Below are 12,400 nucleotides of genomic sequence, written 5' to 3'. Positions count from 1 at the left end.
ATGCGGTCAACCTAGCCAGCCGACCAGGCCGCCCGCGGTAGAGCAGGCTCCACTTCAAGTGCACGCGGGGAGCTTTCGTTCACTCCTGGCGCACGTCCCGGTGCCGCTCGGCCCACTGGTCGATCGCCTCGCGGCACGCCTGGTCGAGGTGTCGCAGACCGGTGAGGTCGAGCTGGACGTGCTTGGTCAGCGGGATCCGCTCCAGCGCGGCGAGCAGCCGGGGCAGCCGCAGGAACGTGGCGTTGCCCCGCAGCACCACCAGCTCGTCGTCGTCGCCGAGCGGGCTGACCGTGACGTTGAGCCGCGAGACGTCCCACGCGGTCTTGGCGACGGCGGCGCCCAGGCCGACGAGCGTGCCGGTGAGCAGGTCCGTGCTGACGATCAGGCCGGCGGTCAGGATCAGCACGGCCCCCTCGGCCCGGTCGACGCGCAACGTGCTCGCCACGTTCTTGAGTGCCAGCAGCTTCCACCCGGAGTGGACCAGCAGACCGGCGAGCACCGCGACCGGGATGAGCCCCAGCACGCCGGGGAACAACACGACGAACAACAGCAGCCACACGCCGTGCAGCACCCGCGAGGCCTTCGTGCGGGCACCGGCCTGCACGTTGGCGGCGCTGCGGACGATCACGGCGGTCATCGGCAGGGCACCGACGAGGCCGCACAGCGTGTTGCCCACGCCCTGCGCCACCAGCTCGCGGTTGTAGTGCGTGCGCGGACCCGTGTGCATCCGGTCCACGGCCGCCGCGCTGAACAGGCTCTCCGCGGACGACACCAGCGCGAACACCAGCGCCGCGCCGAGCACACCGGTGTTGATCACCGATAGATCGGGCAACCGCAGCTCGGCGGCCAGGTCGCCCACGGCGATCCGCGGTACGTCGAGCCCCGCCACGACGGCGACCGCGCTCGCGACCACGACACCGACGAGAACACCGGGCACCGCGCGCACCCGAGCCGGGGTGCGTTGCCACAGCACGGTGATGATGATCGTCAGCAGGCCGACGCCGAGGGCGCTGAGTCCGGCGGTGGTGGTCACGGCGTTCGCGGCCAGCGCGGGCAGTCCGGTGACCTTGTCCCACGTGGTGCGCGGCTGGGTGCCGCCCATCAGCGGGTAGAGCTGGCCGAGCATCAGCACGAGCCCGATGCCCGCGAGCATGCCCTGCACGACCGCCGGGGAGATCGCGCGGAACCACGTGCCGCAGCGCAGCACGCCGAGCAGTAACTGGACCAGCCCGGCGCCGAGCACGATGACGCCGAGCGCGCCGATGCCGTGCTGGGCGACGGTGTCCGCGACCAGGACGGTGAGCCCGGCCGCCGGTCCGCTGACCTGCATGGAGCTGCCGGGCAGCAGTCCGACGACGATGCCGCCGATGACACCGGTGACGATGCCGAGCTCGGCGGGCACACCGGAGGCGACGGCGACGCCGACGCACAGCGGCAGGGCGACGAGGAAGACGACGACCGAGGCGGCCAGGTCCTTGCCGAAGGTGGCCGACCAGCGGGAGCCGCCGCCGCTGCCCTGGTCGCTGGGACGGTTGGCGAGTGCGATCACAGTCCTCCCCCTCACAGCGGCCGGAACTCGGGTGCGGTGTGCACCACGCCCGTTTCGATGTCGTAGAACCAGCCGTGCACCCGCAGCTCGCCACCGTCGACCCGGTCGCGGACGAACGGGTACTCCAGCAACGTGTTCAGCTGCTTCAGCACGTGCTGCTGCCCTTCCGCGCGCAGGGCCGGATCAGGTCGCCGCGCGGGCGTTTCCGTGCGGCCGTGCGTGGTGAGCCAGCGCCGCATCGCGGGCAGGTGACCGATCTCCGCGCCGTGCAACCCGCTGACCGCGCCGCAGTGCGAGTGACCGCACACGACCACCTCGGACACCCCGAGCTGCACGACGGCGAACTCGATCGTGGCCATCTCGCTCGACGGCGAGTCGAGCCGGTACGGCGGCACGACGTTGCCCGCCGTGCGCAGCTCGAAGAGGCTGCCCGCCTCGGCGCCGGTGATCTGGCTGGGCACGACCCTGGAGTCCGCGCACGTCACGAACAGCGCGGTGGGCTGCTGACCGGCGGCGAGGCGGGGTCCTGCGGACACGGGACGGCGGGCCGAGTGCTCACGGGCGCGCTCGACCAGGAGTTGGAAGTTCATGGATTCCTCACTGTGCGGTTGTTTCCGGTTTCTCGGCGATCAGAGCCGATCAGTTCCGGAACACCTGCAGAGCGGGAGGTCTGAGCAGTCTGGAGAGGTGTTCGGTGCGCTCGGGCACGTCGAGGTCGACGGCCGGTTCCGGCACCGCGTGTGTCCACACTGGACCGTTGACGCGGCGGACGACGAAGCGCGCGCGGTACAGCACGCCGCGGGCGAGCTTGGTGCTCGCCTCGCTCTTCTTGCGCTGAGGTTCTTCCTTCTTGTCGTCCGGAAGCGGGATCCGGTTGTGGGAACTGGTTGCCGGAGCTGACAACGAGGCAGTGGCGACCGCGGCCTCCACCGGGGCCACGAGAAACGCCAGGGCGAGCACTGTCGCGATGACGATTCCGCGCACGAACTCCCTTTCGACGACTACGAGCCGATCGTATCGGTGTTCGTGATCACCGCGCCAGGGGCGAGATCACTTGATCGGACCACGCGTTCTGCGGAGGACGTTCCGCGTTTTTCGCAAGGGCCGTCAGGGCTGCAGCCGCACGGACGTCCAGCCGCGGTCGGTGAGGTCGTAGCGCAGCCGCCGGTGCAGGCCGTCCGGGCTGCTCTGCCAGAACTCCACCTCGGTGATCACGAGGTGGTGCGCGACCCAGGTGCGCGGCCGGGGCAGCGGCATCCGCTGCCTGCTCCGGGCGCGGATGAGCAAGGACTTCTGGTCGGTCAGCGGTTCGCTCTGCGCACTCGTCGCCGACATCGCCCTCGCCGAGGCGGGCCGTTGCCGCCACAGCACGTCCGCGAGCCCCGCGTCGGCCGGTTCGACGTGGCCGCCGAAGGTGATCTGCTGGTTCGTCTCCCGCCAGTACGTGACGCCGGACCACTGCCCGGTCCGGTCGATCTCCCGGCCCTTGCGGCTGGTCGCGTGGGTGGCGACGACGAGGCCGCGGTGGGTGATCCGGTGCACGTGCACGGTGCGGCTCGACGGGCGGCCGTTCTCCGCGACGGTGCTCAGCGCGATCGCGTGGGGCTCGTCGACGTCTCGAGCGACGGCCAGCGCGAACCAGTCGCGCAGCAGCGGGATCGGGCCGGCCGGTGGAACCGTGAACTCCGGCCCGATGTAGATGTGCCGGACGTTCACGGTCATGCCGGTGCTCCTCTGGTCGAACGGTCGCGTCACATGGTCGAAAGATCAACACCGGTGCGCAATGCGTGCGACGAGGAGGAACCTCCGAAAGACGCGGAGGCTCAGGTGGGGATGCCGCCGCGGTTGATGGTGGGCACCTCGATGCCGAGCGACCGCAGCTGGTTGAACGGGTTCATGAACTCGCGCTGGCGGACGATGCGCCCGTCGCGGAAGTCGAACGAGTGCAGGAAGTGGTTGCGGTAGATCCCCGGCTCGTAACCGGGGTAGCGGATCTCGCCCTCGCCGTCGCACTCGGCCCAGAACCGATCGGGGTCCTGGGTCTCGAAGATCTCGACGTTGAACCACTTCCAGTCGGGGAACATCGTCAACGACCACTCGCCGTGCGCTTTGAGCTTCTCGTGCCCCTGCGACACGATCGGGTCCGGGGTGTCGGCGGTGTAGAGCCCGGCGCTGCCGTCCTCGGTGAACAACAGGTACCTGGTGAGCCTGTTCTCGCCGTACCGGCTGAGGTAGTCCTCGACCACCGCCCGGTTGTGCCGCCGCTGTGCTGCCGCGTCCGTGAACGTCATGCGGCCACCGTCGCCGCACGGCGGTTTCCGCGTCAACAGAGCGTCCAACTGGGACGGTGCGCAGTTGGACAACCGGTTCCGGTGCAGCCGCCGCCGCCAATATGGTGCGGCACATGCACGATTACGTGGTGGTCGACGTCTTCACCGACACCCCGCTGCGGGGCAACCCGGTCGCGGTCTTCCTGGACGCCGCCGACCTGCCGGCCGAGCGGATGCAGCAGATCGCCCGCGAGACCAACCTCTCCGAGACGACGTTCGTGCTGCCACCGCAACACGACGGCGACGTGCGGGTGCGGATCTTCACGCCCGTCAACGAGCTGCCGTTCGCCGGTCACCCCACCCTCGGCACGGCGATCGCGCTGGGCGACGCGGTGACCGGTGACCTGCTGCGGATGGAAACGCACATGGGCACGATCCCGTTCCGGCTCAACCGCGTCGACGGCCGGGTCGTTGCCGCGCGGATGCGGCAGCCGAACCCGACGTGGGAACCGTACGCGCAGACCGAGGACCTGCTTGCGGCGCTGGGGCTTTCCGGGTCGACGTTGCCGGTGGAGGTGTACCGCAACGGGCCGCGGCACGTGTACGTCGGTCTGCCGGACGTCGCCGCGCTGTCCGCGGTGGTGCCCGACCAGCGCGCGCTGGCCGGGCATCTGGACGTCGCGGTCAACTGCTTCGCGGGCTCGGGAACGCACTGGCGGACAAGGATGTTCTCACCGGCCTACGGGGTGGCCGAGGACGCGGCCACGGGCTCGGCGGCCGGTCCGCTGGCCGTGCACCTGATCCGGCACGGCCTGCTGCGGCCTGGCGAGGAGATCGAGATCCGGCAGGGCGTCGAGATGGGTCGCCCGTCGACGATGTACGCGGTCGCACGCGGTACCCGCGACACCATCGACGAGGTCGAGGCCGCCGGTTCCGCCGTGGTGGTCGCCAGGGGCGTCTTCCACGTGTGAGCCCGGAGGTCGATGAAGGGCTCCTTGCTCCACCTGAGGTGGATGAAGGAGCCCATCATCGCAAGCCAGGGGTTAGGGCTGGAGGCGTTGGGCGGTCCAGGTGGAGTTGGTGCGGCGGTAGTGCAGGCGGCGGTACAGGGCGTCTGGGCTGCTTTGCCAGAACTCGACCTCGGAGAGTATGAGCTCGTAGGCGAGCCAGGTCGACGGCCGCACCAGCGGACCGCCCGTGGTGGCGAGCTGCAGCGACTGCTCCAGCAGTTCCTGTTCTCCCACCAGGGGTTGGCTCTGCCTGGTCGCGATCGACATGGCGTTGGACAACGTCGGGCGAGGTGCCCACAGTTCGTCGGCGACGGCCTCGTCCGCGGGTCCGGCCCGTCCGCCGAACGTCACCTGCTGGTTGGTCTCCCGCCAGTACAGCACGCCCGACCACCGGCCGGTCTGGTCGATCTCCCTGCCCTTGCGGCTGCCCGCGTGCGTGGCGAAGAGCAGGCCGCGGTCGGTGATCCGGCTGATCTGGATCATCCGGGACGAGGGCGTGCCGTCGGCCGCGACCGTGGCGAGCGCGGTCGCACCGGGCTCGCGGACCCCGTGCGCGACGGCCTGGGCGAACCAGTCCCGCAGCAGCGCCACGGGATCGGCCGGCGGTTGGGTGAACTCCGGGCCGATGCTCTTGTACTGGACGTTCACAGCCACGGTGTCGCTCCTCGGATACCGGTCACGAAAGCCTCGACGTCGAAGGTGAGCCGCATCGGTGCCGGGGTGCCGATCAGCTCCGCCGCGCGGTTGGGTGGCAGCGCCTGCCGTGCGGCCGCATCGGACTCGAAGACCATCACGGCACCCCAACGGGAGCCGTCGGAGATCCAGAACTTCGCGACCAGGCCGGCCACCGCGGCCCACGCCTGAACGCCTTCCTGCCACAGGGAGTCCCGCAGTGCGGCGACGTCGCGGTCACCTTCCAGATCCCACCACGCGATCACGGCTTTCACGGCACTCTCACCTCCGAGACCCGCAGGACCGACGCGAGCAACCTGCCCAGGATCGCCGGGCCGTCTGCGGTCAGCACGGACTCCGGGTGGAACTGCACCGACGCGAAACCGTTGCCGCGCAACGCGTGCACCTCACCGGTGTCCGCGTCACGGCTGATCTCGACCGGCCCGGTGGCGTGGTCGAGGTGGTCGTGGTCGCTGCGCGCGGCGAAGGTGTTGTAGAAACCGACCGTCTCCCGGCGGCCGAACAGCGTGATCTGCCGTTGCTCGCCCTGGCTCGGCAGGTCGCGCCGGACCAGCTCGAACCCGAGCACCCGGCACAGCACCTGGTGGCTCAGGCACACCGCCAGGAACGGCGTCTTCCGCCGCAGCAACGACCGCACCGCGCCGCGCAGGTGCGCGATCTTGGGATGGTCCGTCTCGCGAGGATCACCCGGCCCCGGCCCGAGCACGACGACGTCGTGGTCCGAGGTCGAGTAGTCCTCGTCGAACCGGCGCACCGTCACGTCCAAACCCAGCGCCCGCAGCTGCTGCGCGATCATCGCCGTGAACGTGTCCTCGGCGTCGACCACGAGCGCGCGCCTGCCGACGAGCGCGTCGTAGGACCGCGGGGCGGGCCCGGCGAACCAGTAGGCGCCGAGCCGGGTGTTGCGCCTGCTCAGCGCCGCCCGCACCTCGGGGTGCTCCTGCCAACTCGTGTGACGTTCGGTCAGCGCTCCGAGCAACGTGGCGAGCTTGACGCGGGTCTCCGCCACCTCCGAGACCGGGTCGGAGTGGCGCACCAGCGTGGCGCCGACACCGATCTGGAGACCGCCGGACGGGGTGATCGCGGCGGTCCGGATGAGGATGGCGGAGTCCATCGTCTGCCTGCCGGTGGCGTCGCGGCCGATCAGCGCCGCGACACCACCGTAGTAACCGCGGCCCGCCCGCTCGTGACGGGCGATGACGCGGCAGGCGTTCTCCACGGGACTTCCCGTCACCGTGGGGGCGAACAAGGTCTCGCGCAGGACGTCCCGCACGTCACCGGTGGTGTGGCCCTCGATGAAGTACTCGGTGTGTGCGAGCCGGGCCATCTCCTTGAGCCGGGGGCCGACCACCCGCACGCGGTCGCAGATGCGCGACATCATCTTCAGTTCCTCGTCGAGGACCATGTAGAGCTCGTCGGTCTCCTTGTGGTCGGAGAGGAAGTCGAGCACGCCCGACAGCGTCGGCCCGGCCGGCGGGTACCGGTAGGTGCCGCTGATCGGGTTCATCGTGACGAGCCCGTCGTCCAGGCTCACGTGGCGTTCCGGGGTGGCGCCGACGAACGTGCGGTCACCGGTGTGCACCAGGAACGTCCAGTAGGCGCCCGCCTCCTGCTCGCACAGCCGGCGGAAGAACGTGAAGGCCTGCTCGGGGCCGTAGTCCTCGATCTCGGCCAGGAACGACCGCCGGATCACGAAGTTCGCGCCCTCGCCGGAACCGATCTCGTCGGCCACGACGCGCCGCACCAGTTCGGCGTAGGCGCTGTCGTCGACGTCGAAACGCGTGCCGGACAACGAGATCGGCACGTCGGGCAGCCGTTCGAGCACGTCCGCCTTCGGCAGCACCTCGTGGTCGCGCACCCGCAGCACGATCAGCGGCGCGCCGTCGTCGACGCACTCGAGCCCGCGTTCGGCGACCTGCCGGTGCGGGATCAGCGCGAGCGTCCGCGGTCCGGCCGACCCCAGGTCCCCGACGTCGATGTCGGCCAGCGAATCGACCGCCGACACCTCGCCGGTGAGGACCTCCAGCCGGCCCCGGCCCGTGGTGTGCGGCCGGTGCAGGATCGCGAACGGGAGCTCGGGACGCGCGAGCACCCGGTCCAGGCTGTCGCTCACCGCAGCACCTCCCCGGATGTCAGGACGACCGCACAGCACGAGGCCGCGTACTGCAGCGCCATCCGGTGCTTGTCGGCCGAGAAGTCGGCGACGGCGTCGGCGACCAGGAACGTCTCGATGTCGTTGGTGAACGCCTCGACGGCGGTCATCAGCACGCCGATGTGGGCGTACACGCCGCAGACCACGAGCTGGTCCCGTCCGGCCGCCCGCATCCGTTCGAGCAGGCCGGAGCGGAAGAAGGCGCTGTAGCGCCATTTCGTGAACAGCCAGTCGTCCGGCTGCGGCATGAGCGGCTCGACCACCTCGCGGTCGGCGGGGTCCACGCGCATCCCCGGGCCCCAGAAGTCCTTCAGCAGCCCGCGGTCGGCGACCGACATGGCGCCGGGCTGGGCGGTGTAGGCGACGGGCACGCCCTCGGTGCGGCACCGGTCGCGCATCGCCGCGACGTTGCCCGTCAGCTGCCGTGCCGTGTCCGCCGCGAACGGGCGCAGGAAGTAGCGCTGCATGTCGTGGATCAGCAGCACCGCGCGGGCCGGGTCGATCTTCCACCCCGCCACGGACTCGGGCAGGTCGTCCCTGCCGGGCAACGGGTACGCGGGAATGGCGGGGATTCCGGTCATGCGGCACCTTCCGAGTGGAGTTCGTGGTCGAGCCGATCCGCGAGCACCTGCCACGCCGCGGCGCTCTGCCTGGCGAGCTCGGCGAGGCCGGGACGGCAGTGCGCGGGCACGTCGCGGGCGACCTCCGCCCACGCGGCCCTGGTGCGCAGATCGAGGAACAGCAACCGCAACAGCACCCGGCCGTTGTGGCTCAGCCGCATCGACGGGTCGTCGCGCAGCCACCGCAGCAGGTCCGCGGCCCCGCTTCGGCGTGCCGGGGCCTGCGGGCCGGGTGAACCGCCCCGCAGCTCGGCGCGCACGGCACGGGCGGTCTCCGGCGAGATGCCGACCGCCCTGGCGACCTGGCGCAGCGACAGGTGCGGGTGCTCGGCCATCAGTTCGCGGGCACGTCGGCGTCGCTCGGCGCTGTTCGTCGGCCGGACGCGACCGTCACGGCCGATCCTCGCGGCGGCATCACCGCCGACCCTGCCGCGCACGCCGGCCACGGCCCTGGCGGACAGCCCGGTGATCGAGCTGATCATCCGGTCCGACCACTGTGGACACTGACGCACGAGGCGCTCGGCTGCTGCTGTTGGGTCCGATTCGTGCACGGTTCCGCCTTCGACGCGCATCAAGAGTGGCTAAAGCTTCGAAAGTTGTCGTCCGGCAGGCAATCCGCGCGGTGATGAGGTTTGTCCTCAAGAAACCAGTTCACGAGCTGAGACATCCGAATAGTGCGGGATTGTTTTGGGGAAAGAGTGCGCGGGATGGACGGTGGGTCAGACTCGGTTCGCCCAGGAAGGGGAATGGACGTGAAGAATGACCTGAAAGCCGCCCAGGAAGTGGTCGAGCTGATCACCGGCGGGTGGCGCGCCCAGTGCGTCTACACCGCGGCCAAGCTGGACATCCCGACCTTGGTCGACTCCGGTTGCGCCACCGACGAGGAGCTGGCCGCGGCCACCGGGTCCGAAGTGGACGGGATTCACCGGCTGATGCGCCTGCTGGTCGCGCTGCGCGTGTTCGAAGGCGACGGCACGACCGGCTACCGCAACACGGCCGTGAGCGCGCTGCTGAAGGACGCGCCGAACTCGTTGCGGGACATGTGCCTGCTGTACGGCGAGGAGTTCTACACGGCGTGGGCCTTCGCCAAGGAGTCGATCACCACTGTCACGGCCGGTTTCGAGATCGCGTTCGGTGAACCGCTCTACCAGCACCTCGGCCAGAACTCGGAGCTGTCCGAACGCTTCCAGCTGGCGATGAAGGCGGGCAACCTCTTCTTCGACTACGTGCCGGACGCGATCGACCTGGCCGGCAGGACGTTCGTCGACGTCGGTGCCGGGCCCGGCCAGCTCACCGCCGCCATCCTCGGTGCGGTCCCGGACGCCCGCGCGAAGGTGCTGGACCGACCGCACGTCATCGAGGTCGCCAGGGAGAACCTCGCCGCGAGCGTCGGGCTCGACCGGGTCGAGCTGGTCGGCGGCGACATGGTCGAGGAGGTTCCCGCCGGCGGTGACGTGTACTTCCTGTGCCGCGTGCTCGCCGGGTGGAGCGACGAGGCCGTCGTGCGGGTGTTCTCGAACTGCGCCAAGGCGATGTCGGGACCGGACGCCAGGCTGGTGATCCTGGACCGGGTGGTCGTCGACGAGCACCCCACGGTCCTGCCCTCGATGTGGGACCTGCACCTGTTGATGACCAACGGCGGCAGGCACCGCAGCCTCGCCGACTACACCACCCTGCTGGAGCGGGCCGGGTTCGCGGTGGAACGCGTCGCCGAGCTGCCCGCCGAGACCACCGCCATCGTCGCGGCGCGCTAGGCGGTCGCGATGTGCGGGATCACCGGCTGGGTGGCGTTCGACGCCGACCTGCGGACCAGCGGCGACGTCGTGGCCGCGATGACGGCGACCATGGACCGGCGCGGCCCGGACGAGTCGGGCACCTGGATCCGCAGGCACGTGGCGCTGGGGCACCGGCGGCTCGCGGTCATCGACCTCGCGGGCGGCAAGCAGCCCATGACGGTGACGACGCCCGCCGGCGAGGTCGCCATCGCCTACAGCGGTGAGGCGTACAACTTCCGCGAACTGCGCGAAGAGCTGCGCCGCCGCGGTCACCGGTTCCTCACGTCGAGCGACACCGAGGTCGTGCTGCGCGGTTACCTGGAGTGGGGCGACGCGGTCGCCGAGCGGCTGAACGGGATGTTCGCGTTCGCGGTCTGGGATGCCCGCGACGAGAAGCTGGTGCTGGTCCGCGACCGGCTCGGCGTGAAGCCGCTGTACTGCTACCCGACCCCGGACGGGATCGTGTTCGGCTCCGAGCCGAAAGCGATCCTGGCCAACCCCGCGGTGCGCCCGGTCGTCGGCCTCGACGGCCTGCGCGAGCTCGTCGCGTTCACCATGACGCCGAAGTGGGCGCTGTGGAAGGGAATGCGCGAGGTCGAACCGGGCACCCTGCTGACCGTCGACCGGGCCGGTCTGCGGGAACGGGTGTACTGGCGGCTGGAGACCGCCGCGCACCCCGACGAGCTGGACGGCACGGTCGCCACCGTGCAGTCACTGCTGACCGACACCGTCGCACGTCAGCTCGTGGCGGACGTCCCGCTCTGCGTGCTGCTCTCCGGCGGCCTGGACTCCAGCGCGGTCACCGGCCTCGCCGCCGCGCACCTGGCCGAGGCAGGCGAGAAGGTGCGGACGTTCTCCGTGGACTTCGTGGGCCGGGAGGAGACGTTCCGCGCCGACGAGGCCCGCACCACCCCGGACACGCCGTACATCCGTGACGTCGTGGCCGCTGTCGGCGCAAAGCACGAGTTCGTCACGCTCGACGCGTCCCCGCTGACCGACCCGGCCCTGCGCCGTGAGGTGATCCGGGCGCGGGACCTGCCCATCGGGTTCGGCGAGATGGACACGTCGCTGTTGTTGCTGTTCCAGGCGATCCGCCGCGAGTCGACCGTGGCGCTGTCCGGCGAGGCGGCCGACGAGGTCTTCGGCGGCTACCGCTGGTTCCACGACCAGGACGTCGTGCGCACGGCGGGGTTCCCGTGGCTGGTGTACCCCAGCGCGATGAGCGGCGACCGGGCCGCCGTGATGTCGCCCGACGTGCGATCACGGCTCGACGTCGCGGCCTACACCGCCGACCAGTACGCGACCGCGGTCGCCCAGGTCGAGCACCTGCCCGGCGACAGCGCGGTCGAACGCCGCATGCGCACGATCTCGCACCTGCACCTCACCCGGTTCGTGCGGATGATGCTGGACCGCAAGGACAGGATCTCCATGGCGGCCGGCCTGGAGGTCCGGGTGCCGTTCTGCGACCACCGCCTCGTCGAGTACGCCTACCGCGCGCCGTGGCGGATGAAGTCCTTCGACGGCAGGGAGAAGAGCCTGCTGCGGCACGCGGTCCCGCACGTGCTGCCGAGGTCGGTCCGCCACCGGCTCAAGGCCTCCTATCCGTCCACTCAGGACCCCTCGTACAACGTCGAGCTGCAGCGGCAGGCCGGTGAGGTGCTGGCGGACCGGCAGCACCCCGTCGCGGCGTTGATCGACCACGCGTGGCTGCGCTCGGCGATCGCGATGGACCCGGCGGCCACGCCCGCCTCCGTGCGGCGGGGCATCGACCGGGTGCTGGACCTCTACCACTGGTTCGAGCTCTACCGGCCGTCGATCGAGCTCGACTGACCGTGCACGACGAAAGGTTGCTGAAGATGAAACGCACGTGGGCCGCGAGTGTGGCCGCCGCGGCCGTGGTGTCCGCGGGCACCGCGCTGGTCGGCGCGGGCCCGGCCTCGGCCGCGACCTGCAACGCGCCGGAGTTCAAGTCCTGCGTGGGCGTCTCGTACCAGACGTCGCACGTGAAGAGCATCCGCGTGAACGGGCGGTGCCTGATCGGCTCTTCCGGCACGTACTCCAGCGTCTACGTCGACGACGTGGCGGACGCGCACCCGGACGTCCAGACCTACGGCGGCAGCAGGTGTGAGAGCAACACGCACAACTCCGCGTCCGTCCGCTGGGCACTCACCGAGGACGACCGCGGCTTCCGCTGGGTGACGATCTCCTGAGCAGGCAACCGGAAGTCGTGTTCGCAACTCGCTGTCTGGTGAGGTGGATTAATTGGTGCATAGAGACCCACGAGCGGGTGGATGAAACACTCCAACAACGGACAGAACCCCCCGGGGGAGA

14 protein-coding genes are annotated in these 12,400 nt (G+C 70.4%); 4 read left to right on the top strand and 10 right to left on the bottom strand.

The window, feature by feature from the left end; translation table 11 throughout:
• Window positions 1-79 precede the first annotated feature (79 nt).
• The 5 genes from ABZV40_RS45205 to ABZV40_RS45185 form a co-directional block, all read right to left on the bottom strand.
• Window positions 80-1,549: a SulP family inorganic anion transporter gene (locus ABZV40_RS45205; protein ID WP_355456291.1), complete on the bottom strand. Its 1,470-nt coding sequence runs from the start codon at window positions 1,547-1,549 to the stop codon at window positions 80-82.
• Window positions 1,550-1,560: 11 nt separating this feature from the next.
• Window positions 1,561-2,139, bottom strand: coding sequence for a carbonic anhydrase (locus tag ABZV40_RS45200; protein ID WP_355456290.1), 579 nt, complete (start codon window positions 2,137-2,139; stop codon window positions 1,561-1,563).
• Between the two features lie 49 nt (window positions 2,140-2,188).
• Window positions 2,189-2,533: a hypothetical protein gene (locus ABZV40_RS45195; protein WP_355456289.1), complete on the bottom strand. Its 345-nt coding sequence runs from the start codon at window positions 2,531-2,533 to the stop codon at window positions 2,189-2,191.
• A 123-nt stretch (window positions 2,534-2,656) separates the two neighbouring features.
• Window positions 2,657-3,271, bottom strand: a complete 615-nt coding sequence (locus ABZV40_RS45190) for a pyridoxal 5'-phosphate synthase (protein ID WP_355456288.1) — start codon at window positions 3,269-3,271, stop codon at window positions 2,657-2,659.
• 101 nt (window positions 3,272-3,372) lie between these two features.
• Window positions 3,373-3,840 carry a PhzA/PhzB family protein gene (locus ABZV40_RS45185; RefSeq protein WP_355456287.1) on the bottom strand — a complete coding sequence of 156 codons (468 nt, stop codon included), beginning with the start codon at window positions 3,838-3,840 and terminating at the stop codon, window positions 3,373-3,375.
• Window positions 3,841-3,953: 113 nt separating this feature from the next.
• On the opposite strand from ABZV40_RS45185, the gene ABZV40_RS45180 reads away from it, so the two are divergent.
• Entirely contained in the window at window positions 3,954-4,790 is an 837-nt protein-coding gene (locus tag ABZV40_RS45180) for a PhzF family phenazine biosynthesis isomerase (RefSeq protein WP_355456286.1), read from the top strand.
• A gap of 72 nt (window positions 4,791-4,862) precedes the next feature.
• On the opposite strand, the gene ABZV40_RS45175 is transcribed toward ABZV40_RS45180, so the two are convergent.
• From ABZV40_RS45175 to ABZV40_RS45155, 5 genes are read right to left on the bottom strand one after another with little or no spacing between them, the layout of a single operon-like run.
• Window positions 4,863-5,483: a pyridoxal 5'-phosphate synthase gene (locus ABZV40_RS45175; RefSeq protein WP_355456285.1), complete on the bottom strand. Its 621-nt coding sequence runs from the start codon at window positions 5,481-5,483 to the stop codon at window positions 4,863-4,865.
• Window positions 5,474-5,776, bottom strand: coding sequence for a hypothetical protein (locus tag ABZV40_RS45170; RefSeq protein ID WP_355456284.1), 303 nt, complete (start codon window positions 5,774-5,776; stop codon window positions 5,474-5,476). Before ABZV40_RS45170 ends, ABZV40_RS45175 begins: the two co-directional genes overlap by 10 nt.
• Window positions 5,773-7,635, bottom strand: coding sequence for an anthranilate synthase family protein (locus ABZV40_RS45165; protein ID WP_355456283.1), 1,863 nt, complete (start codon window positions 7,633-7,635; stop codon window positions 5,773-5,775). The genes ABZV40_RS45170 and ABZV40_RS45165 overlap by 4 nt, the downstream gene beginning before the upstream one ends.
• Window positions 7,632-8,255, bottom strand: coding sequence for an isochorismatase family protein (locus ABZV40_RS45160; RefSeq protein ID WP_355456282.1), 624 nt, complete (start codon window positions 8,253-8,255; stop codon window positions 7,632-7,634). Before ABZV40_RS45160 ends, ABZV40_RS45165 begins: the two co-directional genes overlap by 4 nt.
• Window positions 8,252-8,776, bottom strand: a complete 525-nt coding sequence (locus ABZV40_RS45155) for a hypothetical protein (RefSeq protein WP_355456281.1) — start codon at window positions 8,774-8,776, stop codon at window positions 8,252-8,254. The genes ABZV40_RS45160 and ABZV40_RS45155 overlap by 4 nt, the downstream gene beginning before the upstream one ends.
• A gap of 270 nt (window positions 8,777-9,046) precedes the next feature.
• Here ABZV40_RS45155 and ABZV40_RS45150 point away from each other — a divergent pair, with 270 nt between their 5' ends.
• The 3 genes from ABZV40_RS45150 to ABZV40_RS45140 are packed head-to-tail and all read left to right on the top strand — an operon-like array spanning window position 9,047 to window position 12,279.
• Window positions 9,047-10,048 carry a methyltransferase gene (locus ABZV40_RS45150; RefSeq protein ID WP_355456280.1) on the top strand — a complete coding sequence of 334 codons (1,002 nt, stop codon included), beginning with the start codon at window positions 9,047-9,049 and terminating at the stop codon, window positions 10,046-10,048.
• A 9-nt stretch (window positions 10,049-10,057) separates the two neighbouring features.
• The gene (gene asnB / locus ABZV40_RS45145; protein WP_355456279.1) at window positions 10,058-11,899 is read left to right on the top strand and encodes an asparagine synthase (glutamine-hydrolyzing); all 1,842 of its coding nucleotides are present in this window, start codon (window positions 10,058-10,060) and stop codon (window positions 11,897-11,899) included.
• Between the two features lie 26 nt (window positions 11,900-11,925).
• On the top strand, window positions 11,926-12,279 hold the full coding sequence (locus tag ABZV40_RS45140) for a hypothetical protein (RefSeq protein WP_355456278.1): 354 nt from the start codon (window positions 11,926-11,928) through the stop codon (window positions 12,277-12,279).
• Window positions 12,280-12,400 lie beyond the last annotated feature (121 nt).

Source organism: Lentzea sp. NPDC004782, assembly GCF_040609115.1.
In the GTDB taxonomy this organism is placed as follows: Bacteria; Actinomycetota; Actinomycetes; order Mycobacteriales; family Pseudonocardiaceae; genus Lentzea.
The sequence above is the reverse complement of the archived record's forward strand: the minus strand, read 5'-3'. Positions and strand labels throughout refer to the sequence as shown.